This is a genomic window from Kribbella sp. DT2, assembly GCF_049844575.1.
Lineage (GTDB): Bacteria > Actinomycetota > Actinomycetes > Propionibacteriales > Kribbellaceae > Kribbella.
On sequence record NZ_JBNCLH010000003.1, the window covers coordinates 141,913 to 166,811 of the forward strand.

Here is a 24,899-nt window from a genome sequence, read left to right on the forward strand (position 1 = left end):
GGAGGTGTTCGCGAGCACGCAGCAACGCGCAGCGGGGTCGCCTGTGGACAACCGATTCACGCTCCGGTGCCGTGGGTTCCTAGACTGCGGGCAGCAGGTTAGGTATCAGCGACCCGAGAGTGAGCCATGTCCGGTCCCAACAAGAACTACGACCCCGTCGAGGTGACTCCGTTGCACGCCGACGAGGTCGAACGGACGCGGGACGAGGCCCTCGACGCCTTCCGGACCGCGGCCGACCTGTCCGCGTTGCAGGAGGCCAAGCTGGCCCACCTCGGCGAGCGGTCCCCGATCGCGCTGGCCAACCGCGAGATCGGCGCACTGCCGCCGCAGGGCCGCAAGGAGGCCGGCCAGCGGATCGGCTCGGCCCGCAAGGCGATCAACGACGCGTACGCCGGCCGCCTGGCCGTGCTCGAGGCCGAGCACGAGGAGCGCATGCTCGCCACCGAGCAGGTCGACGTGACGCTGCCGTGGACCAGCCCGCAGCCCGGCGCGCGGCACCCGCTGTCGCTGATCTCCGAGCAGATCGCCGACGTCTTCACCGCGCTCGGCTGGGACGTCGCCGAGGGCCCGGAGGTCGAGGCCGAGTGGCTGAACTTCGACGCCCTGAACTTCCAGCCCGACCACCCGGCGCGGCAGATGCAGGACACCTTCTTCGTCGAGCCGGCCGGCTCCGGGACGGTCCTGCGCACCCACACGTCGCCGGTGCAGGCCCGCTCGATGCTGACCCGCAAGCCCCCGATCTACGTGATCTGCCCGGGCCGTGTGTTCCGCACCGACGAGCTCGACGCGACGCACACCCCGGTCTTCTACCAGGTCGAGGGCCTGGTCGTGGACGAGGGCATCACGCTCGCGCACCTCAAGGGCACGCTCGACCACTTCGTCGTGTCGATGTTCGGCGAGGGTCTGGAGGCGCGCCTGCGGCCGAACTTCTTCCCGTTCACCGAGCCGTCCGCCGAGGTCGACCTCAAGTGCTTCGTCTGCCGCGGCGCCTCCGTCGGCAACCCGGACCGCCCGTGCCGCACCTGCGGCAGCGAGGGCTGGATCGAGTGGGGCGGCTGCGGCGTGGTCAACCCGCGGGTCCTGCAGGCCTGCGGCATCGACCCCGAGCGGTACTCGGGGTTCGCGTTCGGGATGGGCCTGGAGCGGACGCTGATGTTCCGCAACGGGGTGGAGGACATGCGGGACATGGTCGAGGGTGACGTGCGGTTCAGCCGCCAGTTCGGGATGGAGATCTGATGCGGGTCCCACTGTCGTGGCTTCGTGAGTACGTCGAGCTGCCGGACGGCGTGACCGGCCGTGAGGTCGCCGAGAAGCTGATCCGCGCCGGGCTCGAGGTGGAGACCGTCGTCGAGTCCGACCTGACCGGTCCGCTGGTGGTCGGCAAGGTGCTGACCTTCGAGCCGGAGCCGCAGAAGAACGGCAAGACCATCCGCTGGTGCTCGCTCGACATCGGCAAGGACGAGCCGCAGTGGGTCGTCTGCGGTGCGAGCAACTTCGAGGTCGGCGACCTGGTCGTGGTCGTGCTGCCCGGCGCGGTGCTGCCGGGCGGCTTCGCGATCGCGGCCCGCAAGACCTACGGCCACGTCTCGGCCGGGATGATCTGCTCCAGCGCCGAGCTCGGCCTGGGCGACGACGGCACGCACGGCATCGTCGTGCTGAAGCCGGGCGAGGCGACGCCGGGCGACGACGCGATCGAGCTGCTGTCGCTGCGCGACGACGTCCTGGACATCGCCGTCACGCCCGACCGTGGGTACTGCCTGTCGATCCGCGGGGTCGCCCGCGAGGCGGCGACGGCGTACGGGGTCGCGCTGAAGGACCCGGCAGGGCTGGCGGTGAACGGCTCGGGTGAAGGTGGTTACCCGGTGCGCGTCGAGGACGCCGAGGCATGCAGCGTGTTCGTGACGCGCACGGTGACCGGCATCGACCCGAAGGCGCCGTCGCCGCGCTGGCTGCAGCAGCGGCTGGTCGCGTCGGGCATGCGGCCGATCTCGATCGGCGTCGACGTCACCAACTACGTGATGCTCGAGCTGGGCCAGCCGATCCACGGGTACGACAAGGACCGGCTGAGCGGCGACATCGTCGTCCGGCGCGCGACGGCCGGCGAGAAGCTGATGACGCTCGACGACCAGACCCGCGCACTGGACGCCGAGGACCTGCTGATCACCGACGACTCCGGCCCGATCGGCATCGCCGGCGTGATGGGTGGCGCGTCGACCGAGATCTCCGCGTCGACCACGGACGTCGTGATCGAGGCCGCGCACTTCGACCCGATCGTGATCGCCCGGGCCTCCCGGCGGCACAAGCTGTCCTCGGAGGCGTCCCGCCGCTTCGAGCGCGAGGTCGACCCGGCACTCCCGCGGTACGCGGCGCAGCGGGTCGCGGACCTGCTGGCAGAGCTTGCCGGCGGGACGATCGTCGCTGACGAGACACTGATCGACACGCACCCGGCGGCGCCCGCGGTGACGTTCCGGGCAGACCACGCGGCGCGGGTCGCCGGCGCGTCGATCAGTGTCGAGGAGACGCTGCGCCACCTGCAGTCGGTGGGCTGCACGATCGCGCAGGCGCCGGCCGGCGCGACGCCGTCGGCCTTCGCCATCGGCTCGGCCGGGCACACGCGCGGCGAAGCCGTCGCGGATCGGGGCGACGGCACCTCTCTCCCCACCTCATCCATCAACGGCACCGACCTGGTGCTGGCGACGCCGCCGTCGTGGCGGCCGGATCTGCGGGACCCTAACGACTTCGCCGAAGAAGTCATTCGGTTGTTCGGGTTCGACAACGTGCCGTCGGTGCTGCCGTCGGCTCCGGGTGGGCAGGGGCTGACGGTGTCGCAGCGCCGGCGCCGCCGGGTGGCGACCGCGCTGGTGGGTGCCGGGCTGACCGAGGTCGTCTCGTACCCGTTCGTCGGCGACGCCGACTTCGACGCGATGGGGCTGCCGGCCGACGACCTCCGCCGGACGACGGTGAAGCTGGTCAACCCGTTGTCCGACGAGGAGCCGTCGATGCAGACGACGCTCCTGCCGACCCTGCTCCGGACTGCCGAGCGCAACGTCGGCCGCGGGTCGACCGACCTGGCGATCTTCCAGACCAGCCTGGTCTTCACGCCGCGCCCCGGCGCCAAGCCGGCGCCGCTGCCGACCGTCGCCCAGCGCCCGACCGACGACGAGCTCAAGGCCCTGTACGACGCGCTCCCCGAGCAGCCGCTGCACATCGGCGTCGTGCTCACCGGCTCGCGCACTCCCACCGGCTGGTGGGGCAAGGGCCAGCAGGTCAGCTGGGCGGACGCCGTCCAGGTCGCCCGCGCGATCGCCACGTCCGTCGGCGTCGAGCCGACGGTCCGCAACGTCGAGCGCGCCCCCTGGCACCCGGGCCGCTGTGCGGAACTTTCTGTTGAAGGAAAGCTGATCGGGTACGCCGGTGAGCTGCACCCCAAGGTGTGTCAGGCGTTCGGGCTGCCCGCGCGGTCGAGTGCGGTCGAGCTGAACCTCAACGCCCTGATCGCCGCCGGTCCGGCGACGGTCACCGCGCAGCCGTTCTCGTCGTACCCGGTGGCCAAGGAGGACGTGGCGCTGATCGTCGCGGCCGACGTACCGGCTGCCGACGTCGAGGCCGCGCTGTCCGAGGGTGCCGGCGAGCTGCTGGAGTCGATCCGGTTGTTCGACGTGTACACCGGCGAGCAGATCGGCGAAGGCAAGAAGTCGCTCGCCTTCGCGCTCCGCTTCCGCGCGCCGGACCGGACCCTGAAGGAGAACGAGGTCGCCGACACCCGGCAAGCAGCGGTCCAGGTTGCCGTAGACCGCTTCAACGCGGTCCAGCGCGTCGGCTGACCGATGAACACGACCGCCGCCGGGACCTTGAACACCAACGCGGGACCTGGGACAGGAAATAGCCTGTCCACAGCCCCGATTTGGTGTTCAAGGTCCCCGTTCCGGGCCGGTGAGCGACCGGTGCGCGCAGTTGCTCGTCGCGTCGGGTGGGCGGTCTGATGGCGTCGCATCCGAGGGTGGCGGTGGCCGCGCCCAACAAGGCTGCGGCTGATGCGGGCGTGCGGTTGGCGGCGGAGGGTGGCAACGCGGTGGACGCCGCGATCGCCGCGACGCTCGTCACGATGGTGAACGAGATCGGCGTCGTCTCGCCCGCTTCCGGTGGGTTCGTCACGTTGCAGGTGGCCGGTGGTGAGCCGGTCGCCATCGACGGCTGGGTGGAGATGCCGGGCCGCGGCCTGCCCGACGACCGGTTCGGCCGGGGGATCTGGGACGTGACCACCGACTACGGCGGCGGTACGACGACCACCGTCGGCCACGGCTCGGTGGCGACTCCGGGCGGCATGAAGGCGCTCGACCTCGCCCACCGCCGTTCCGGCAAAGCGCCGTGGAGCGAGGTCGTGAAGCCCGCGATCGAGGTCGCCCGGCAGGGGTTCACGCTGAGCCGCACGTCCGGGTACTACCTCGGCTACACCCACGACATCATCTTCGGCTGGCACCAGCCGAGCCACGGCGTCGTGCACGACGACGAGGGTCAGGTGATCAAGGCCGGCACCACCGTCGTCATCCCCGAGCTGGCCGAGGCCCTGGAGCTGATCGCCGAGGCCGGCGCCGAGACCATGTACACGGGCGAGCTGGCGAAGCTCCTCGTCCACGACATGAAGGACAACGACGGCCTGCTCACCGCCGAGGACCTGGCGGCGTACGAGGCTGTTGTCCGTCCGGCGCTGGTCGTCAAGCAGAACGGGTGGAGCCTGGCGACCAACCCACCACCGGCCGTCGGCGGGGTCGCCGTCGCCGCGATCCTCGCGCTGCTCGACGGCGTACCGGTGCAGGGCGGCTGGAACCCGTCCGAGCTGGAGCGCCTGGTCGAGGTCCAGCACGCCGTCTTCGGCCGGCGCCTGGCCGAGCTCGACGAGGAGGACGTCCGCCGCCTCGAAGGGCAGAAGCTGCTCGACCTCGCCTCGGCCGGCGACCTGCGCGCACTGACCTCACCCAGTACGGCGACGGTCTCGGTCGTCGACGACGAGGGGGACGCCTGCGCGATCACGGTCTCGTCCGGCTACGGCTCCGGCGTGATGACGCCCGGCACCGGCATCTGGCTGAACAACGCGCTCGGCGAGCAGGAGCTGCTGGCCGGCGGCCCGCACAGCCTGGCGCCCGGCACGCGCCTGACCTCGAACATGGCGCCCAGCGTCGCCCGCCGCGACAGCGACGGCGCGGTGCTCGCGATCAGCTCGCCGGGCTCGGACCGGATCCCGACCGCGATCGCCCAGACCTACGCGCTCTACACCCACGGCGGCCTGTCCCTCGAGGAAGCCGTCGAGTATCCCCGGCTGCACGTCCGCGTCCGCGCGGACGTCGTCGTCGACTACGAGGACGACCTCGAGCTCAGCGCCGCGACGACCAACCTGCCGATCCGCCCGATGCCGCCGCACTCGATGTACTTCGGCGGCGTCGCCGCCGCGTTCTGGGACCCGGAGACCGGCCTGCAGGCGGTCGGGGACCCTCGCCGTACCGGAGCGGTCGCAGTCTCCAAGACCTGAGCCCAGCCCTGTGATGTCCTGCGGGGTGCAGGACATGAACTGGGTATGACCACCACTGCCGCACGGCGAAGACCCGCACCCGCAGCTCGGCGCCACTGCCTGTCACAGCCTGGTACGAAAGGCGTCACCTTCGCCCCGGCGGCACAACCAGAACGGCCGCTCACCCCGTCTTTACAAGTATGCAGCTGATCGAGGACCGCCCGGCACGAGCCCTGTCGCGCGGTGCCCGAAGCCTCCCGAGGTGGTTGCCCTGGGCACTCCCGGTCCTGGTCGCCGTGCTCGGGCTGGTCCAGGCCGGTGTTCCCCTGCTCACCGTCCTCCGGTACGACGCCTATGTCGCGCTCGGGATTGTTGCCCCCGGCATCTTGTTGCTGCGCGCGCTGTGGCGCTCGACCGGCAACTGGGCCGAGGACTGCGCGCTCGGCGCGGCGACCGGCCTCGCGTACCAGTTCGTCGGCTGGGCCCTGTTCACCGCGCTCGGGTACCAGTCCTGGCTGGCGGTCTGGCCGGCCGCCCTGCTCGTCGTCTTCGCCGCGGTCCCGAGACTCCGGCGCCACTGGCGCATCGCCGAACCCGTCGCACTGCCGCGGGCGTGGTCATGGGGCGTCGCCGTCGCGCTGGCCGTGATGCTCTACGGCGTCGTGGCCGGCCCGATGCTCTACCACCTCGCCCCGGAGGCCGCGGCCAACCAGCTCGACCAGCAGACCGCGGTGGCCTACCACCAGGACCTGCTGTACCACCTGTCGATGGTGCACGAGCTGATGCGCTCCGTGCCGCCGGAGCTGCCGCAGGCCGCCGGGCAGCCGCTGGACTACCACTGGTTCGCGAACGCGGACATGACCGCGGCCGTCCACATCACCGGCCTGTCGCCGGAGCTCGTGCTCTTCCGGCTCTGGGTCGTCCCGCTCACCGCCGTCGCCGTACTGCTCACGGCCGTGCTCGCTCGCCAGGTCAGCAGGCAGTGGACGACAGCCGTGTTCGCCGTCGCGATCCTGGCGATCCCGGCCTCGGGATCGCTGATCGGCCAGGGGCGGCTGTCGGTCGTCGGCACGCTGGTCTGGTTCCCGAGCCCGTCGCAGACCTTCGCGGTGGTCACGCTGACGGCGGCCGCGGTCTTCCTGGTCGAGGCCTTGTACCGGTGCGGCCGGCCAGGCGTGTGGGGACTGGCGATGGCTCTGGCTTTGCTCGGCGGCGGTTCCAAGCCGACCGTGCTGCCGATCCTGCTGGGCGGTGTCGCTCTGGCCGGCCTCTACCTGGCCGTGCGCAAGCGAGCCCTTCCCGGCCGTTCCCTGCTCGCCTGCGCCTTCCTGCTGGGCGCCGGTGTGCTCGCGATGCTGACCGTCACCGGCAGCACCGGCGGGTCCGGCTTCAGACCGCTGGCCGTGCTGCGCACACTCGGTACGCCGTACAAGGCAACGACCGGGGACGAGTCGCTGGTGGCGACAGGAGACTTCCTCCTGCAGCCGATCGCCGACGGCCGGATCACCGCGATCGTGGTCCTGTTGGCGGTGCTGCTGATCGGCCAGGTCGGCATGCTGGTCGGCGCAGGGCTCCTCACGTCCAAGCGAGCCCGAACCGATCCGGTCGCGTGGTTCCTGCTCGGGACGCTGGCTGCCGGCTGGGCCGCCTTCCTGGTGGTGGACCACCCGTCGTCCAGCGAGTACTACTTCCTCCGCGGCCTGGTGCCGTTCGCGGCCGTGGCCGCCGCCTGGATGGTCTCGATCGCGGTCCGCGGCCGCACGTTCCGCCAGGTGCTTGGGCCCGTCGTGGTGAGTCTGCTGCTCGGCGTACTGATCGTTGTCGGTCAGGAACAGGTCAAAGTGCCGCTGCTCGGTACGGGCTGGTCGCCGGTGCTGTCCCTGAGTCGAGGCGTGGTCGTCTTCCTGGCTGTCTGCCTGCTGGCCTGGTGGTGCTGGCGCCGAGTGCGCAGAACCTGGCCCGGCCTGATCGGCACCGGTCTGCTCGTGCCGGTCCTGATGGCAGTCGGCATCTCGCTCAGCAGCACGATCGTCCAGGCCGACACGTCCCGCGAGTCCACGGCCCCACTCGTCTACACCTCTCCGAAGACCCAGTTCACCACCGACGAACAGGAGGCAGCCCGTTGGCTGCAGCAGCACTCGGCCCCGGAGGACGTGGTCGCGACCAACACGGCCTGCATGCCGCACCGCACGGACTGCCTCGCGCTGGGCTACCTCGTCAGTGGTCTCGCGGGCCGTCGGACGCTCCTGGAGGGCTGGGCCTACACCCAGCAGGCGATGGCGCAGCACGGCCTCCGCGGCCGGCCCTACATGGTCCAGCCGGCGCCCTGGCAGGACCGGTGGCAGCTGACGAACCTGTTGTTCTCGGCTCCGGATCCGGCGACCGTACGGCGCGCCCACGCCCAGTACGGGGTGAACTGGCTGTTCGTCGACCGGGCCAACGCGAGAAAAGCGACCGTCGCGGCCGGCGCTGGTCTCGAGTTGGCGTTCGCGAACCGCACGGTGGCAGTGTTGCGAATCACGGGCAAGTAGCTGCCAATTCAGTGACGAAAGCATCTTTTTCTCATTTTCGGGCGTTCTTATCTGGTGTGGACAGAAAAACAGCTGGGGGTGGGGTCGATGGGCGAGCAGGTTCCTGACCTGTCGGTCGTCGTACCGATGTACGACGAGCAGGAGGTGCTGCCGATCTTCTTCGACCGGATGCGGCCGCTGCTGGACGGTCTCGGGGTCAGCTACGAGCTGCTCGTCGTCGACGACGGCAGCCGGGACGCGACCGCGTCGATGCTGCTCGCCGCGGCGACCGACTGGCCCCAGCTGCGCCTGATCCGCCTGCTGCGCAACTCCGGGCACCAGGCCGCGATCTCGGCGGGTTTCCGCCGGGCCCGCGGCAACTACCTGGTCACCATCGACGCCGACCTGCAGGACCCGCCCGAGGTGATCGCCGAGCTGCTCGCGACCGCCCGGGCCGCCGACGTCGACGTCGTGTACGGCGTGCGCTCGGACCGTTCCAGCGACAGCTGGGCGAAACGCACCACCGCAAGAATGTATTACCGTTTGATGTGTCGTCTGGTCGGCCGCGACATTCCGTTCGACGCCGCGGATTTCCGGCTGGTCTCCCGCCGGGTGGTCGAGGCGGTGAACGGGTTGCCCGAGGACGGCCGGGTGTTCCGGCTGGTGATTCCGTGGCTGGGCTTCCCGAGCGCCGAGGTCAAGTACGTGCGGGCCGAGCGGGCCGCGGGCGTCACGAAGTACAACCTGCGCAAGATGCTCCGGCTCGCCTTCGACAGCGTGACCGCGTTCTCGGCGGCACCGCTGCGGCTGGCGACCTGGCTCGGCCTGTTCGGCGGTCTGCTGTCGTTCGCGTTCGTGATCGGCGCGCTGGTGATCAAGCTGACCGGCCAGAGCATCCCTGGCTGGACGTCGACCGTCCTGGCGGTGGCGGTCATCGGTGCGATCCAGCTGCTGTGCCTGGGCCTCCTGGGGGAGTACGTCGCCCGCCTGTTCCAGTCGAGTCAGAAACGGCCGCAGTTCCTGGTCGGCTACGACAGTCTCGAGGACGGCGGCCACCAGGTCCTGGAGCGGGAACCCGTACGAACTTGACCCTCGTCGATGACCTTCCGCCCACCGGTCTGACGGCGCCCTCCGCCCGGCCGATGACCCGGCTGCTGCCGTGGTTGCTCCCGCTCGCCGTCGCACTGATCGGCCTGCTCACCGTCGACGTACCGGTCACAGCGATCCTCCGGTACGCCGTCTACTTCGCCGCAGGTGTCGCGCTGCCCGGGGTGCTCGTGCTGCGAGCACTCTGGCGCAGCACCGGCAACTGGGCCGAGGACCTCGGCCTGGGCTCTGTCGTCGGCATCACCTACCAGCTGCTCGGCTGGGCCCTGTTCACCCTGGTCGGTTGGCAGCAAGCTCTCGTTGTCTGGCCGGTGCTCGTGCTCGCGCTGTTCGCCGCCGTACCGGGGCTGCGCAGGCACTGGCGGATCGCTGACCCGAAGCCGTTGCCGCCGACCTGGACGTGGGGGCTCGCAGCCGCTGCGGCGGTCATGCTCGGCGGTGCGACCTTCGGTGTGTTCGCCTACCACCCGATGCCACCCGCCGGTACGGCGTACTACCCGGACCTGCTCTTCCACCTGTCGATGGTGAACGAGCTGACCCGGTCCGTGCCGCCGCAGCTGCCGCAGGTCGCCGGGCACCAGCTGGACTACCACTGGTTCGCCAACGCCGACATGGCCGGCGCGGTCGACATCACTCGGTTGTCACCGATCCTCGTGCTCTACCGGCTCTGGCTGCTCCCGCTGCTCGTGGTCGGGCTGCTGGTCTTCGCGACCTTCGCCCGGACGGTCAGCCGCGCGTGGTGGACCGGCGTCCTGGTCGCGGTCGTCATTGCCGCGCCGCAGCTCGCGCTGCTCGTCGACAACGGCGTCGACCTGGCGCCGCCGTTCAGCCTGATCAGCCCGTCGCAGACGTTCGGCATGCTGGCCGGTACGGCGGCCGCCGCGTTCGTGGTGGAGCTGCTGTTCCGCGGCCGGCAGCCGAAGGGGCTGTGGGTGCTCGCCCTGAGCGTCGCCGTCGTCGGTGGCGGGTCCAAGCCGACGATCCTGCCGATCCTGGTCGGTGCGGTCGGCCTGTCCGCGCTGTTCGTGCTGATCCGGGACCGCAAGCTGCCTGCCCGCTTCATCGCGGCCGGTGCGCTGCTGGCCGCTGCGGCGGTCGGCACGCTGGTGACCGTTGCCGGGAGCACCAGCGGCTCCGGTCTGCAACTGCTGGCCATCGTCAAGCTCCAAGGCGGGTACCGGGCTGCGACCGGAGACGCGACCCCAGCCGCTGGTGGTGGGCTGATCCTCCCGGCGCTGACCTCCGGTCGCTTCCTGTCGGTCGTCGGCGCCCTGGTCGTGCTTGCGCTGATGCTGGTCGCCCAGTCGGTCGCCCTGGCCGGGTACAGCCTGCTCGGACGGCGGGAGCTCAGACGGGACCCGCTCGGCTGGTTCCTGCTCGGTGGACTCATTGCCGGTTGGGCTGGCTACCTCCTGGTCGACCACCCGTCCGCCAGCGAGTCGTACTTCGTGCGCAGCGTCGTACCGATCAGCCTGGCCGCGACCGGCTGGCTGGCCGCGCTCTGGTTCAAGCAGGTCGCGGACCGGCGGCGGGCGGCTGTTGTCGTCGGAGTGCTGGCCGCTGGGCTCGGCCTCGTCTACACGGCGGCGATGCTGGCGTCGCGGATGAAGGTGAGGGGCGACCAGCTCGACCGCGTCGTCCTGGTAGCGCGTCCGCTGGTCGCCGTACTGGCCGTGACCGTCGTGCTGGTGCTGCTGTGGCCGCTGGCGGCCAAGCGACTGAAGCTGGCCGGGCTCGGGGGAGCCGTTGCTCTGGCAACGATCCTCGCGGTGCCGGCCGCGAGCACGTTCGCGCTCGGCGTGCGCGCGACTGCCAGCCACCAGGCCAAGTCGTTCACGTCGCCGCAGTGGCGAGTGCATCCCGACGAAGCCGCAGCGGCGCTCTGGCTGGCGCGCAACTCCCGACCGCGTGATGTCGTCGCGAGCAACACCTGGTGCCGCCCGGCCGGACCGCAACGCCCGGGCTGCGACGCCCGCGGGTACCTCGTCAGCGGGATCGCCGGCCGCCGTACGCTGATCGAGGGCTGGGCCTACACCCAGCAGGCGATGAGCAGGCAGGGCGCCAACGGCAAGCGCTACACCAACCAGCCGTCGCCCTGGCCGGACCGTGTCGCGCTGACGAATCAGGCACTCGACGCACCGACGCCCGCCGTCCTGCGCCGCCTGCGCGAGCAGTACTCCGTGCGCTGGCTGTACGCCGATCTGTACGACGGCCCGGTCTCGCCGCGGCTGGCCCGGCTCGCCCACCTGAGACACCGCGAGCAGCACGTCCACATTTACGAACTGACCCGGTGATTCCCGCGTAACATCTACTCCGCGTGGAGCGTTGTCTCTGCGCTGGCCCGTTTCGCCCCGGTGCCGACGCGATGCAGGACGTGCGTTTGGGGAGGGCGAAGCTGTGGGCAGGATCTCGGGACGTTCCCGGCCGGTAGTGGCGATCCTGCTGACGTTCACCGTGCTGCTGGCCGTGACGCCGGCGTCGGGGTACCAGGTGCCCTCGGCCCCCTTCGCCCAAGCCGGTACGGCGACCGCCACGATGCCCGGCTCCGGCCTGACCCAGACGATCGCGGTCACCGGGAAGACCGAGTTGCTCGACGCAACGACCGCGGGCGACCACGGCCCCACCGCGGAGACCTACCAGCCGGCCGTCGCGCGGACCACTCCGGCGCAGGACCTCCTGGTCAACACCGGCGACTGCGCGGCCACCGGCAGTTGCGGCAACCGCGGCACCTTGACGATCACCTTCTCCCAGCCGGTCCGCAACCCGGTCCTGCACCTCGCCGGCCTCGGCGGCGCGTCCACCCAGAGCGTCAACGGGCAGCCGCGCGGCCAGTCTGAGCTGCACACCGTCCTCAAGCTCGGCACGGCCGGCCTCAGCCTCCGGAAGGTCGGCCTGGGCAACAACCTCGCCGTCACCAGCGACACGATCACCGCCGCCAACCACGACGCCGGCCCGAGCTGCGGGAACACCGACACCGGCGACGGCCTGGACTCCACCGCGACGGCCGCCTGCGGCTCGGTCCAGGTGTACGGCGTCGCCAAGGCGATCAGCTTCGACCTGACCGCGCTCTTCACCAAGCACCCGAACCTGGCCGCGTTCAACACCAAGACCTCGGCCGACGCGTTCTCGCTCGTGGCCTCGGTCGGCGAGGACTTCGGCGACGCCGTCCCGTCGTACGGCGCCGCCTGGTCGGTGCTCAGCGACCTGCGGATCGGCGCCGACGCGACCGAGGACAACGCGGCCGTCGCCAACGCGAAGACCGGCCCGACGGCCACCGACCGGGCCGACGACGGAGTCACCTTCGGGCCGCTGCTGACCAGCGCCACGTCGTACGCCGTACCGGTGGTGCTGACCGGCGCGTCGAAGCCGGGCCAGGTCTGCGGCTGGATCGACCTGGACCGCAACGGCACCTTCGAGGCGGTCGAGCGCGCCTGCTCGAACTTCGCGGCCGGTCAGGGGGAGACGACGCTGAGCTGGGCCAAGTTCGTCAAGCCCGGCGAGGCGGGGCTGACCACCGCGCGGATCCGCGCCGGGTACACGGCGGCCCAGGTCGAGAAGCCGACCGGCGCCACCGACTCCGGCGAGGTCGAGGACTACACCTTGACGATCGCGCCGCCGCCTCCGCCGGTCGCCGTCAACGACACCGCCAGTACGCCGTACGACACCGGCGTCACGACCGATGTCCTCGGCAACGACAAGGCCGGCGACCCGAGCACGCCGCTGCAGCCGAGCTCGCTGTGCCTGGTCGACGGCGCCGCCTGTCGCCAGATGGTCAACGTCGTCGGCCGCGGCAAGTACGTCGCCAAGCCGGACGGCCGGATCGACTTCGACCCGGTGCCGGGCTTCGTCGGTGTCGCCGAGCCGGTCACGTACCGGGTTGCCGACAGCAACGGCGCGAAGGCCGAGGCGACGCTGACCGTGACGGTCGAGCTGCCGGCCAAGCCGGTCGCCGCCCCCGACACCGCGACCACCGCGCAGAACGTCAGCCTCGGGATCACCCCGCTGGCCAACGACAAGACCGCGCCGGGCGTCACGCTCGACCCGAGGACGGTCGAGCTGCGTGACCCGGCCGCCAGCATGGCCAAGGAGGACCCGGCGTTCAAGAAGAAGGTCGTCGTCCCGGGCGAAGGCAGCTACACGGTCAAGCCGGACGGCGGCGTCGACTTCGTCCCGCTGCCGCAGTTCACCGGCGTCACGACCACGATCGGGTACCGGGTTGCCGACAGCACCGGCCAGCTGACCGAGTCGACGCTGGTCGTCACCGTCACGCCGGTGACGCCCAAGGCGCTGGGCGATTCGGTGAGCACGCCGTTCGACACCAACGCCGTCGTACCGGTGCTCGACAACGACCTGTCCGGATCGCCGGACGCGCCGCTCGACCCGGCGTCCCTGACGCTCGTCGAGCCGGGGTCGGGCAAGCTGGTGAGCAAGGTCGTCGTCGCGCGGCAGGGCGAGTTCCAGGTGGCCGAGGGCAAGATCGTGTTCGCGCCGGCCACCGGGTTCCAGGGCAGCACGACCGCGCTGGGCTACCAGGTGCTCGACAAGAACGGGACCGCGGCCCGCGCCCAGCTCGTGGTCAGCGTCGATGCCCCGGGCCCGCCGGTCGCGAACCCGGACACGCTGACGACGCTGCAGGGCACCCCGGCGTACGCGTCGGTGCTGGCCAACGACAAGCCCGGCCCGACCGGGTCCGAGCTGGACTCCGAGAGTCTGCGGCTGTTCCCGACCGCCGGGCGGAGCGAGTCGGGGACCTCGCTGGAGATCCCGGGCCAGGGCAAGTACTCGACCCGCCCGGACGGTCGGATCCTGTTCCAGCCGCTGCCGACGTTCCACGGCAAGGCGACCCCGATCAAGTACCAGGTGGCCGACGGCAACAAGGCGGTCGGCTCGGCCACGCTGAGCGTCGAGGTCATGCGCGTCCAGCCCGACGCGACCGACGACACCGCGAGCACGGCGTACGACACGAACGTGACGGTCAAGGTGCTGACCAACGACACCGCGGGGGATCCGGCGCTGCCGCTGGTGCCGACCAGCCTGCGACTGATCGACCCGATCGGCGAGGTACCGCGACAGGTGGTCGTGGTCGACGGCGAGGCGACCTTCACGGCCAAGCCGGACGGAACGGTCGACGTCGATCCGCTGCCGTCGTTCACGGGTGTCGCGACCTCGCTCGCCTACACGGTCGCCGACGTGAACGGTACGCCGGCGGGCGCGGCGCTGACCGTCACGATCGCCAAGCCGTCGCCGCCGGAGGCGAAGCCGGACAAGGCGCAGACCGCGCAGGACGTGACGCTGCGGATCGATGCCCTGGCCAACGACCTCGCCGGGCAGGGGACCGGGCTCGACCCGCTCAGCCTGGCCCTGATCGACCCCGCCGACGGGTCGCTGCGCAAGGTGGTGACGGTGCCGGGGCAGGGCCGGTGGAACGTCGACGCGGACGGGACCGTGGTGTTCGACCCGATCCCGTCGTACACGGGGACGGCGACGACGCTGACGTACCGGATCTCGGACTGGTTCGACCAGGCGACCCGGTCGACGATCGTCGCCACGGTCACGCCGGTGACGCCGACCGCGGCCGACGACAGCGCGACCACGCCGTACGACGCTGCTGTGACGGTGCGTGTGCTGGGCAACGACAAGGCCGGGGACGCGACGGCGCCGCTGGTGCCGGGCAGCATCCGGCTCGAGGACCCGGCCGACGGAGTGTTCAAGCCGTCGGTGACCGTGAAGGGGCAAGGGGTCTTCACCGCGCGCAGCGGGGTGGTGGTCTTCGACCCGGCCGCGGGGTTCAGCGGCTCGGCGACGGAGCTCACCTACCAGGTGGCCGACGACAACGGGACGTTCGCGACCGCGGTGCTGCGAATCACCGTCGGGGCGCCGCCGATCGCGCGGACGGACACGGCGTCGACGCTGCAGGACGTGACCGTCACGGTGAACGTGCTGAGCAACGACAGCCCGGGGACGGACGCGAAGCTGGACCCGGCGTCCGTCGTCCTGCGGGAGGCCTCGGCGCGGTCGGACTTCGCGCGGTCCGTCACGATCGCCGGGCAGGGGACCTACACCGTGCAGGACGGCGGGACGGTGCTCTTCGATCCGCTGCCGGCGTTCCGCGGCAAGGGCAAGCCGATCACCTATCGCGTTGCCGACAGCAACAAGACGACGGCGACCGCGACGCTGCTGCTGAGTACGACACCGATCGACCCGTTCACGGTCGACGACTCCGGGATCACGCCGTACAACAAGGCGATCACCGTCGACGTCCTGGTCAACGACAAGCCGGGTGACCCAAGCGCGCCGCTGGTTGCCGGGAGCCTGCTGCTGAAGGATCCCGCGGACGGCGTCTACCGGACGAAGGTGACGCAGCCGCGCGAAGGGACGTACGTCGCGGACAAGACCGGGCGGGTCACGTTCACGCCGGTCAAGGACTACCAGGGCGTGACGACGCCGGCGACGTACCGGATCACCGACGACAACGGGACGACGGCCGAAGGGCTGCTGTTCCTCACCGTCGGGAAGGGCCCGGAGGCGAAGCCGGACAGCGTCACGACCAAGCAGAACGGCGCGGTGACCTTCGACCCGCTGGCCAACGACGTGCCGGGTACGGCGGCAGAGCTGGAGAAGACGTCGGTCCAGATCTACGGGACCTCGGCGATCCGGGCCTGGGACCGGAAGGTGACGATCGCGGGACAGGGCACGTTCGAGGTCGACGCCGTCACCGGCTCGATCACCTTCGAACCGGTGCCGACGTTCAGCGGGCAGAGCGCGGTCGGGTACCAGGTGACCGACACGAGCGGGAACAAGTCGGCCTCGACGGCGACCGTGACGGTGGACCGCATCCAGCCGGTGGCGGCCGACGACACGGCGACGACGGCGTTCGACACCCCGGTCACGGTGCCGGTGCTCGGGAACGACAAGCCGGAGGACGAGAGCGCGCCGCTGGTGCCGGGGTCGGTTCGGGTGATCGATCCGGCGACCGGTGACGCGATGCCTTCGGTGCGGGTCGCGGGGCAGGGGGTTTGGACAGCGCAGCCTGACGGGGGAGTGCGGCTGGTGCCGGAGGGCGGGTGGACCGGCCCGGCGACACCGGTGACGTACGAGGTGAGCGACAAGAACGGCAGCACCGGTACGGCGACGCTGACGGTGACCGTCGAGGCGCGGCCGGTTGCGGTGCCTGATCGGGTCAAGACGAAGCAGGGGCAGGCGATCGTCGTCGATCCGTTGGCCAACGACAAGCCGGGGCCGGGCGCGAAGCTCGATCCGGCGTCGCTGCTGCTGGTGGGGCTCGACGGGGACCTGGTCAACCGGGTGACGATCGCCGGTCAGGGCACGCTGGTGGTTGCCGAGGGCAAGGTCACGTTCACGCCGGTGGCGGTGTTCACCGGGACGAGCCGGCCGACGCAGTACGAGGTGAAGGACAGCAACCGGAACGCGGCGCGCTCGACGGTCGCGGTGACGGTGCTGCCGGTCCGGCCGGTGGCGGCGGACGACAGCGCGCGGACGGCGTACGGGCAGGCTGTGGTGGTGCCGGTGCTGGACAACGATCGCGCCGGAGACCCGGCGGCGGCGCTGGATCCGGCGTCGGTCGTCGTACGGGATCCGGCGGACGGCAAGGACAAGAAGACCGTGACGATTCCGGGGGAGGGAACGTTCACCGTCGCCGCGGCCGGGACTGTCACGTTCAACCCTGCTGGTGGGTTCAGCGGTACGACGCGCGCGGTGGGTTATCGCGTGACGGACAAGAACGGGACGTCGGACACCGCGCGGCTCGAGGTCACGGTGGCGGCGCCGCTCGGTGCGACGGCGCTGCCGGACGGAGGGACGTCGACGCCCGGGAACCCGGTGGTCGTCAACCCGCTGCTGAACGACACCGCGACCGAGGCGGCGACGTGGATCCCTTCGAGCGTCTGCCTGGCGACCGGGACGGCGACGTGTGGGGCGCGGCTCGTCGTACCGGGGGTCGGGGTGTGGACGGTGCTGCCGGACGGAACGATCCGGCTCGTGCCGGAGCGCACGTTCAACGGGATGGCCAAGACCGCCTACCGCGTCATGGACACCGACGGCCGCCGGGTCGAGTCCCAGTTGAAGATCGCCGTCGGCGGTCAGCCGCCACCTGAGCTGCCGGGTGGCTCCGGGCCGGGTGCTGGGCTGCCGGGTGGATCGGCTCCGGCTGGGTCTCTGCCGAGCGGCTCGGCGCCGGGCGCTGCTCAGGCCGGTGGCTCCGCCCCGGCTCCTGTGCTGCCGGGTGGTGCTGCGCCGGTCGCGGCTCTGCCGGACACCGGTGGCGCGTCAGCGTTCCTGCTGACCATGGGCGGGCTGCTCGCCGCCCTCGGCGTCACCCTGCTGCGCCGGCGCCGCTGACCCCAGAGCAGCAAGGCCGGGTCCTGCTGAGGAGCAGGACCCGGCCTCGCTTCACTTCGCCCTGTAGCGCAGCAGAACCACGCCCGACGTGAACTGCCGCGTCTCCGCCAGCGTGAACCGCCGTAGCTCCGACGCCTCCGTGAACAGCCGCCGCCCGTGCCCGGCGGTCACCGGGTAGACGAACAGCCGGTACTCGTCGACCAGCTTCCGCTCGGCCAGTTCCTGCACGAGCCGGATGCTTCCGGTGCTGACGATGTCCTTGCCCGGCTGCTCCTTGACAGCGGCGATCTCGTCGCACCCACGCAGAACCGTCGTCGGCTCCCACCCGGGGTCCTGGAGCGTGCTGGACACGACGTACTTCTGCACCTCGTTCAGGTACTTCGTGATGCCGGTCTCGTCATCGGCCTGCTGCGGCCAGAAACCGCGCATCGCCTCGAAGGTGTCGCGGCCGACGAGAAACGCGTCGGCCGCCGCGCTGTGCTGCTGGGTGACCGCGAGCAGGTCGCTGGTGCCGGCCCCGGCGTCGTGCACCTGGAACCAGTCCTCGGTTGCCTCGGCGACGCCGTCGAGTGTGATGTTCTCGGTGACGATCAGATCGCGCATCGCTGTTCCTCCTGAGTGGTCGGACACCGGGGACGTCGGCGCGGGCCGGCGTCGCTCGACATCTGGGCTAGGAGGTACCCAGCTCGGTGACGAGCATGATCTCGTCGCGGTAGTCGTCCGGCGCGACGCGCACCGCGCGGGGGTGGGTGCCGACGACGCGGTAGCCGAGCTTGCCGTAGAAGCCGTCGAGGCCGCCGCCGTCGCGGACGGTCAGCATCAGCTGCTCCAGCCCGAGCCCCTCGGCCGACGAGCGCAGCCCGTTCATCAGCAAGCGGCCGGCGCCACTGCCCTGGTACTTCGGGTGGACCATCACCCGCAGTACGGTCCGCCAGTGCCTGGTCAGCTGGCCGCCGGTGGAGACCAGCAGCCCCATCCCGACGTACCGCTCCCCGTTGTGCAGCACGCCGAGCAGATCACGCCCGGCCGCCACCCGCTCCAGCGCGAGGTCGAGCGTCTCGGCGACCAGGTGCACCGGCGCCGGCGCGGTGAACCCGACGCTCCCGCCGGCGTCCGTCGCCGCGATCCAGGTGTCGAGCAGATCCGCCCGCAGCCCAGGATCCGACACCGCGTCCGCCTCGATCACGACGTACTCCATCAGAACCTCCTAGATGCGACTGAGTTGCACGAAGAGTCTAGGCGAGCTCAGCAGAGCCGGTTCTTCGTCGGTACGCCGGTGAGCTTGTCGGGGTTGCGGACGACGTAGATGTGGTCGATCAGGCCGTGCTCGTCGAGCTGGAGGAAGCCGGCGGTGTCGACCGTCTCGCCGTCGTAGGCCAGGTAGGCGACCTCGCCGTTGAGCTCGGCGGTCGCGAACTCCATCCCGAGTGTCTCCGGCGAGCTGATCACCGCGATCAGCCAGCGCGCGACCTTGTCGGCGCCGTACATCGGCCGGAGCGCGGCCCGGCGCTTGCCGCCGCCGTCGCTGACCAGCTCGACGTCGGGCGCGAGCATGGCGACCACCTGCTCGTAGTCGCCGTCCGAGGACGCCGCCATGAACCGGTTGGTGAGCTCCTGGTGCCGCGCCTTGTCGACGCGGTGCCGCGGCTGCCGGGCGTGCACGTGCTCCCGCGCCCGGTGCGCGAGCTGCCGTACGGCGGACTCCGACCGCCCGAGCGTGTCCCCGATCTCCGAGAACGGCAGGTCGAACACCTCGCGCAGCACGAACGCCGCACGCTCCAGCGGCGACAGCGTCTCCAGTACGACGAGCATCGCCATCGACACCGAGTCGGCCACCTCGGCGATCGCGGCCGGGTCCTGCTCGTCGGGAGTCGCCACGATCGGCTCGGGCAGCCACGGCCCGACGTAGTTCTCCCGCCGGGACTTCTGCTGCCGGAGCCGGTTCAGCGCGAGCCGCGTGGTGATGCGGATCAGGTACGCGCGCACCTCGCGCACCTCGGACCGGTCCGCGTCCGACCAGCGCAACCAGGTCTCCTGGACGACGTCCTCCGCGTCGGTCACGCTCCCGACCACCCGGTACGCCGCCCCGACCAGCACCGCCCGGTGCTCGGCGAACTCCGCGGCGAGCTCGTCCGAGTCGTCCACGTCGCCCACAGCCCGCGTCGGCTCGTCGTTCACGCCGGCCTCAGCTCGCAGGTCTCCTTGAACCCCTGGCTGGTCAGCCCCAGCGCCGCGTTGATCCGCGACCGGTAGTTCTCCAGGGAGATCTGCGCCGTCAGCTCGACCAGGTCAGCCTCGGACAGGTCCTGCCGCAACCGCTCGACCTGCTCGTCGGTCACCGCCGGCGGGGTCGCCGTCGCCGCCACCGCGTAGCTCATCACCGCGCGCTCCAGGTCCGAGTAGACGTCACTGTCCCGCCACTTTGGCACATCCCGCAGCTTGGCCCGGTCGATGTTCTGGTGGTGGTACTCCCAGTACCCGAAATCCATGCACCAGCTGCACCCGATCTCCGCACTCGCCACCATCGTGGCCAGCGCCTTCAGTGTCGGGTCCAGCCCCTTCCACCGCGCGGCCGACCCCTCCATCGCCAGCATGGTCGTCAGCACCCCCTTGTGGTGCAACGCCACCTTCCCCGGGTCCAGCACCTCGCCGTACTTGCGCTTGCTGTACCACTCCATCGCCCGCACGAACACCGTCCGCCGGTGCTCCAAGTCGATCCGCGCCATGATCAGCCTCCTTCAGTCCACCTCCCGGACACGCCACGCCCAGGCCGTTGTGACATGACCTGCGTCACCTAGTCTCGAAGGGCGGACCCACGAAAACAGGGTTGGATATTCATGCGTTGTCTGACATACTCATTCACATGACGCTGAGGGTCGCGGTTGCAGGGGCCAGTGGGTACGCCGGGGGAGAGCTGCTCCGGCTGCTCTCGACGCACCCGGAGGTGGAGATCGGGGCGCTGACCGCGGGCGGTAACGCCGGGTCCACCCTGGGGCAGCACCATCCGCACCTGACGCCGCTGGCCGGCCGGGTGCTCGAGGAGACCTCTGCGGCGACGCTGGCCGGGCACGACGTCGTGTTCCTGGCCCTGCCGCACGGACAGTCCGCCGAAATCGCCGAGCAGCTCGGCGACGACGTCACCGTGATCGACTGCGGCGCGGACTTCCGGCTGGTCGACTCCGAGGCCTGGATCGAGTTCTACGGCGGCAAGCACGCCGGGCACTGGCCCTACGGCCTGCCCGAGCTCCCCGGTCAGCGCGAGAAGCTCCGCGGCGCCAACCGGGTCGCCGTACCGGGGTGCTATCCCACCGTGTCCACCCTTGCCCTGCTCCCCGCCGTACAGGCAGGTCTCGTCGACAGCGCCCAACTGGTGGTGGTCGCTGTCAGCGGTACGTCGGGAGCGGGCAAGGGTCCCAAGCCGAACCTGCACGGCGCCGAGGTGATGGGCTCGGCCACCGCGTACGGCGTCGGCGGCGTGCACCGGCACACCCCGGAGATCGAGCAGAACCTGGCGCCGCACACCGACGGCCCGGTCAGCGTCTCGTTCACCCCGGTGCTCGCGCCGATGGCCCGCGGCATTCTCGCGACCGCCAGTGCGCCGGTCACCGAGGGCACCACGATCGAGCAGCTCCGCGCCGTCTACGAGCAGGCGTACGCCGACGAGCCGTTCATCTACGTGCTGCCCGAGGGCCAGTGGCCGCAGACCCAGGCCACCCTGGGCGCCAACACCGTGCACCTGCAGCTCGCTCTGGACCAGCGCACCGGCCGCGTCGTCGTCGTGGCCGCTCTCGACAACCTCACCAAAGGCACCGCCGGTGCCGCTGTGCAGTGCATGAACCTGGCCGCCGGTCTCGACGAGACCCTGGCCCTTCCCCTGGTAGGAGTCGCACCGTGACCGCAACCGTCACCCCGTCCGCCTCGGTCGATCGGAGCGCCGGAGTCACCGCGCCGGCCGGCTTCCGCGCGGCCGGGGTGATCGCCGGGATCAAGCCCGCGGGCAAGCCGGACCTGACCCTGGTGGTCAACGACGGCCCGGAGTACGCCGCGGCCGGCGTCTTCACCACCAACAAGGTCAAGGCCGCGCCCGTGCTGTGGTCCCAGCAGGTGCTGACCGCCGGGAAGCTGAAGGCCGCCGTCCTGAACTCCGGCGGCGCGAACGCGTGCACCGGTCCCGAAGGTTTCCAGGACACCCACAAGACGGCCGAGGAGCTGGCCTCGATCCTCGGCGTCGGCGCGGTCGAGATCGGCGTCTGCTCGACCGGCCTGATCGGCGAACGGCTGCCGATGGACAAGCTGGTGCCCGGGCTGAAGGCCGTGGTCGATGCCCTGGGCAACGGCCCGGAGCACGGCCTGGCCGCGGCGACCGCGGTGATGACGACGGACAACGTGCCGAAACAGGCGGTGCTGAAGCACGAGGGCGGCTGGAGCATCGGCGGCTTCGCCAAGGGCGCCGGGATGTGCGCGCCGAACATGGCGACCATGCTCAGCGTGATCACCACCGACGCCGTACTGGACCAGCCGCACCTCGACCACGTCCTGCGCAACGCGGTCGGCAAGACCTTCAACCGGCTCGACGTCGACGGCGGTACGTCGACCAACGACACCGTGCTGCTGCTCAGCTCGGGCGCGTCCGGCGTCACGGTCACGCCGGAGGAGTTCGAGCTCGCGCTGACCGCGCTGGCCGGCGACCTGGTCAAGCAGCTGCAGGCCGACGCCGAGGGCGTCACCAAGCACGTCAGCATCACCGTTCGCAACGCGGCCACCGAGGCAGAAGCGGTCGCCGCCGCGAAGGTCGTGGCCGAGGACAACCTCTGCAAGACAGCGTTCTTCGCCGCCGACCCGAACTGGGGCCGGATCGCGATGGCGGTCGGCAACGCGCCGACCGCGTTCGACCCGCAGCTGCTCGACATCACGCTGAACGGCGCCGCGATCTGCGTTGCCGGAGGCAAGGGTGTCGACCGCTCCGAGGCTGATCTGTCCGGGCTGGAGATCGACGTGGTGATCGACCTGCACGCGGGCGACGCGTCGGCGACGGTGCTCACGACGGATCTGTCCCACGCATATGTAGAAGAGAATTCGGCCTACTCCTCATGAGCACAACAGAATCGGCCGACCTGGTGGCGGCCACGGCGAAGGGCTCCAAGACGGTGACGATCAGCGCGGCGGCCGCTCAGGCAAATGCGGTCGAGAAGGCCGCGGTGCTGACCGAGGCGCTGCCGTGGCTGAAGGAGTTCCACGGCAAGACGATCGTCGTGAAGTACGGCGGCAACGCGATGGTCGACGACGAGCTGAAGCAGGCGTTCGCCTCCGACATCGTGTTCCTGCGGCACTGCGGCGTACGGGTTGTCGTCGTGCACGGCGGTGGTCCGCAGATCAGCGAGATGCTCGGCCGGCTCGGCATCGACAGCGAGTTCCGCGGCGGGCTGCGGGTGACCACGCCCGAGGCGATGGACGTCGTCGGCATGGTCCTGGTCGGCAAGGTCGGTCGCGAGCTGGTCGGCCTGCTGAACGCGCACGGTCCGTTCGCGGTCGGGATGTCCGGTGAGGACGCCGGGCTGTTCACCGCCGAGCGGCGCGGGCTGATGATCGACGGCGAGGCGGTCGACATCGGCCTGGTCGGTGACGTGGTCGACGTCCGGCCCGAGGCCGTGATCGACCTGATCGACGCCGGCCGGATCCCGGTCGTGTCGACGATCGCGCCGGACGAGGACGGCCAGGCGCACAACGTGAATGCCGACACCGCCGCGTCCGCACTGGCGGTCGCGCTGGGCGCGTCGAAGCTCGTCGTACTGACCGATGTCGCCGGGCTCTACCGCAACTGGCCGGAGAGCGACGACATCATCACCCAGATCGACGCCGCCGAGCTGGCCGAGCTGCTGCCGTCGCTGGCCTCGGGCATGGTGCCGAAGATGGAGGCCTGCCTGCGGGCGGTCCAGTCCGGTGTCTCCCGGGCGACTGTCATCGACGGCCGGGTGCCGCACTCGTTGCTGCTGGAGATCTTCACCGACGCCGGAAGTGGAACCCAGGTGATCCCCTCATGACCGAACTGATGCCGCCTGAACTGAGCGAACTGTCGACCTCCACGGGCACGGGCGCTGCGCTGACCGAGCGCTACACGCACTCGCTGATGAACACCTTCGGCCCGCCGAAGAAGGTCCTGGTCCGCGGTGAGGGCGCCTACCTGTGGGACGCCGACGGCAAGAAGTACCTGGACCTGCTCGGCGGCCTCGCGGTGAACTCGCTCGGCCACGCGCACCCGTTCATCGTCTCCGCGGTGACCAGCCAGCTCACCACGCTCGGCCACGTGTCGAACTTCTTCGCCTCCGCGCCGCAGATCGCGCTGGCCGAGAAGCTGCTCTCGCTGATCGACGCCCCCGACGGCAAGGTGTTCTTCACCAACTCCGGCACCGAGGCGAACGAAGCGGCGTTCAAGATCACCCGCAAGACCGGCCGGACCAAGATCGTCTCCACCGTCGGCGCCTTCCACGGCCGGACGATGGGCGCGCTCGCGATCACCTGGAAGCCGGCGTACCGCGAGCAGTTCGCGCCGCTGCCCGGTGACGTCACCTTCGTCCCGTACGGCGACGCCGCCGCGCTCGAGGCCGCCGTCGACGACGAGACGGCCGCGGTCGTGCTCGAACCGATCCAGGGCGAGAACGGCATCGTCGTACCGCCGGACGGCTATCTCCAGGCGGCGCGGCGGATCACCTCGGAGCACGGCGCGCTGCTGTGGATCGACGAGATCCAGACCGGCGTCGGCCGGACGGGCGACTGGTTCGCCTTCCAGGCCGAGGGAATCGTGCCCGACCTGGTGACGGTCGCGAAGGGCCTCGGCGCGGGGATTCCGATCGGCGCGTGCCTGGGCTTCGGCGCGGCGTCCGAGCTGCTGCAGCCTGGGAACCACGGGACGACGTTCGGCGGGAACCCGGTGGCGTCGATCGCCGGTCTGGCGGTGCTGACGGTGATCGAGCGGGACGGGCTGCTGGCGAATGTCAGTGCCGTCGGCAACCACTTGGCGACGGCGATCGAAGCTTTGGACCACCCGTTGATCGGCGGTGTCCGCGGCCGCGGGCTGCTGCTGGCGATCGAACTGACCCAGCCGGTCTCCGACCAGATCGCGGCGCTTGCGCTGGAGGCGGGATTCATCATCAACAATCCGACTCCCGACGCGCTGCGGTTGCTGCCGCCGTACATTCTGACCAAGGCCGACGCGGACGCTTTTGTTGCGGCTCTTCCGGGTTTGTTGGACCGAGTGGAGGTGCGTTCATGACTGTATTTTTGGCGTCGACTTCGTCGCCGCGGGTTTTGGGGCTTTGTCGCCCGTTCTTCCCTCGTCGGTCGGTCGCTGTGCATTTGGTCGTGCCTCCGGCACGACGGGCCGCGGGGCTGAAACTCCCGTCCTTCCCTCGTCGCTCCGG

General features: G+C 70.7%; 15 protein-coding genes. 11 read left to right on the plus strand and 4 right to left on the minus strand.

Translation table 11 applies throughout. The features are described 5' to 3' along the window. The first annotated feature begins 126 nt into the window (after positions 1 to 126). The 7 genes from pheS (at position 127) to ACLQ2O_RS14215 (ending at position 17,481) form a co-directional block, all read left to right on the plus strand. Positions 127 to 1,236 carry a phenylalanine--tRNA ligase subunit alpha gene (gene pheS / locus ACLQ2O_RS14185; protein WP_425831228.1) on the plus strand — a complete coding sequence of 370 codons (1,110 nt, stop codon included), beginning with the start codon at positions 127 to 129 and terminating at the stop codon, positions 1,234 to 1,236. Further along, positions 1,236 to 3,824, plus strand: a complete 2,589-nt coding sequence (gene pheT, locus ACLQ2O_RS14190) for a phenylalanine--tRNA ligase subunit beta (RefSeq protein WP_425831230.1) — start codon at positions 1,236 to 1,238, stop codon at positions 3,822 to 3,824. Before pheS ends, pheT begins: the two co-directional genes overlap by 1 nt. Before the next feature lie 158 nt (positions 3,825 to 3,982). Then, on the plus strand, positions 3,983 to 5,527 hold the full coding sequence (locus ACLQ2O_RS14195) for a gamma-glutamyltransferase (protein WP_425831232.1): 1,545 nt from the start codon (positions 3,983 to 3,985) through the stop codon (positions 5,525 to 5,527). A 179-nt stretch (positions 5,528 to 5,706) separates the two neighbouring features. After that, positions 5,707 to 8,037 (plus strand): hypothetical protein, encoded by a 2,331-nt coding sequence (locus ACLQ2O_RS14200; RefSeq protein ID WP_425831234.1) that lies wholly within the window; start codon positions 5,707 to 5,709, stop codon positions 8,035 to 8,037. Positions 8,038 to 8,124: 87 nt separating this feature from the next. Next, entirely contained in the window at positions 8,125 to 9,105 is a 981-nt protein-coding gene (locus tag ACLQ2O_RS14205; protein WP_425831236.1) for a glycosyltransferase family 2 protein, read from the plus strand. After that, on the plus strand, positions 9,102 to 11,417 hold the full coding sequence (locus tag ACLQ2O_RS14210; RefSeq protein WP_425831238.1) for a hypothetical protein: 2,316 nt from the start codon (positions 9,102 to 9,104) through the stop codon (positions 11,415 to 11,417). The genes ACLQ2O_RS14205 and ACLQ2O_RS14210 overlap by 4 nt, the downstream gene beginning before the upstream one ends. A gap of 103 nt (positions 11,418 to 11,520) precedes the next feature. Beyond that, the gene (locus ACLQ2O_RS14215; RefSeq protein WP_425831239.1) at positions 11,521 to 17,481 is read left to right on the plus strand and encodes an Ig-like domain-containing protein; all 5,961 of its coding nucleotides are present in this window, start codon (positions 11,521 to 11,523) and stop codon (positions 17,479 to 17,481) included. Between the two features lie 51 nt (positions 17,482 to 17,532). Here ACLQ2O_RS14215 and ACLQ2O_RS14220 read toward each other — a convergent pair whose 3' ends face one another. From ACLQ2O_RS14220 to ACLQ2O_RS14235, 4 genes are all read right to left on the minus strand, one after another. Further along, positions 17,533 to 18,084, minus strand: a complete 552-nt coding sequence (locus ACLQ2O_RS14220; RefSeq protein WP_425831241.1) for a dihydrofolate reductase family protein — start codon at positions 18,082 to 18,084, stop codon at positions 17,533 to 17,535. 67 nt (positions 18,085 to 18,151) lie between these two features. Beyond that, positions 18,152 to 18,679, minus strand: a complete 528-nt coding sequence (locus ACLQ2O_RS14225; protein WP_425831243.1) for a GNAT family N-acetyltransferase — start codon at positions 18,677 to 18,679, stop codon at positions 18,152 to 18,154. A 47-nt stretch (positions 18,680 to 18,726) separates the two neighbouring features. Continuing rightward, entirely contained in the window at positions 18,727 to 19,659 is a 933-nt protein-coding gene (locus tag ACLQ2O_RS14230) for an RNA polymerase sigma-70 factor (RefSeq protein WP_425831245.1), read from the minus strand. Further along, positions 19,656 to 20,207, minus strand: coding sequence for a carboxymuconolactone decarboxylase family protein (locus tag ACLQ2O_RS14235; protein WP_425831247.1), 552 nt, complete (start codon positions 20,205 to 20,207; stop codon positions 19,656 to 19,658). Before ACLQ2O_RS14235 ends, ACLQ2O_RS14230 begins: the two co-directional genes overlap by 4 nt. A 137-nt stretch (positions 20,208 to 20,344) precedes the next feature. On the opposite strand from ACLQ2O_RS14235, the gene argC reads away from it, so the two are divergent. The 4 genes from argC to ACLQ2O_RS14255 are packed head-to-tail and all read left to right on the plus strand — an operon-like array spanning position 20,345 to position 24,751. Then, positions 20,345 to 21,376 carry an N-acetyl-gamma-glutamyl-phosphate reductase gene (gene argC / locus ACLQ2O_RS14240; RefSeq protein ID WP_425831249.1) on the plus strand — a complete coding sequence of 344 codons (1,032 nt, stop codon included), beginning with the start codon at positions 20,345 to 20,347 and terminating at the stop codon, positions 21,374 to 21,376. Further along, the gene (argJ, locus tag ACLQ2O_RS14245; protein ID WP_425831251.1) at positions 21,373 to 22,575 is read left to right on the plus strand and encodes a bifunctional glutamate N-acetyltransferase/amino-acid acetyltransferase ArgJ; all 1,203 of its coding nucleotides are present in this window, start codon (positions 21,373 to 21,375) and stop codon (positions 22,573 to 22,575) included. Before argC ends, argJ begins: the two co-directional genes overlap by 4 nt. Continuing rightward, the gene (gene argB / locus ACLQ2O_RS14250; protein ID WP_425831253.1) at positions 22,572 to 23,522 is read left to right on the plus strand and encodes an acetylglutamate kinase; all 951 of its coding nucleotides are present in this window, start codon (positions 22,572 to 22,574) and stop codon (positions 23,520 to 23,522) included. The genes argJ and argB overlap by 4 nt, the downstream gene beginning before the upstream one ends. Beyond that, positions 23,519 to 24,751, plus strand: a complete 1,233-nt coding sequence (locus ACLQ2O_RS14255) for an acetylornithine transaminase (protein ID WP_425831255.1) — start codon at positions 23,519 to 23,521, stop codon at positions 24,749 to 24,751. Before argB ends, ACLQ2O_RS14255 begins: the two co-directional genes overlap by 4 nt. Positions 24,752 to 24,899: the final 148 nt, after the last annotated feature.

Bases quoted from the DNA above. Each gene is read 5' to 3' on its own strand.
- ACLQ2O_RS14235 (WP_425831247.1), bottom strand. From the start codon at position 20,207: ATGGCGCGGATCGACTTGGAGCACCGGCGGACGGTGTTCGTGCGGGCG.
- argC (WP_425831249.1), top strand. From the start codon at position 20,345: ATGACGCTGAGGGTCGCGGTTGCAGGGGCCAGTGGGTACGCCGGGGGA.
- ACLQ2O_RS14255 (WP_425831255.1), top strand. From the start codon at position 23,519: ATGACCGAACTGATGCCGCCTGAACTGAGCGAACTGTCGACCTCCACG.
- ACLQ2O_RS14200 (WP_425831234.1), top strand. From the start codon at position 5,707: ATGCAGCTGATCGAGGACCGCCCGGCACGAGCCCTGTCGCGCGGTGCC.
- ACLQ2O_RS14220 (WP_425831241.1), bottom strand. From the start codon at position 18,084: ATGCGCGATCTGATCGTCACCGAGAACATCACACTCGACGGCGTCGCC.
- ACLQ2O_RS14195 (WP_425831232.1), top strand. From the start codon at position 3,983: ATGGCGTCGCATCCGAGGGTGGCGGTGGCCGCGCCCAACAAGGCTGCG.
- argB (WP_425831253.1), top strand. From the start codon at position 22,572: ATGAGCACAACAGAATCGGCCGACCTGGTGGCGGCCACGGCGAAGGGC.
- pheS (WP_425831228.1), top strand. From the start codon at position 127: ATGTCCGGTCCCAACAAGAACTACGACCCCGTCGAGGTGACTCCGTTG.
- ACLQ2O_RS14205 (WP_425831236.1), top strand. From the start codon at position 8,125: ATGGGCGAGCAGGTTCCTGACCTGTCGGTCGTCGTACCGATGTACGAC.
- pheT (WP_425831230.1), top strand. From the start codon at position 1,236: ATGCGGGTCCCACTGTCGTGGCTTCGTGAGTACGTCGAGCTGCCGGAC.
- ACLQ2O_RS14225 (WP_425831243.1), bottom strand. From the start codon at position 18,679: ATGGAGTACGTCGTGATCGAGGCGGACGCGGTGTCGGATCCTGGGCTG.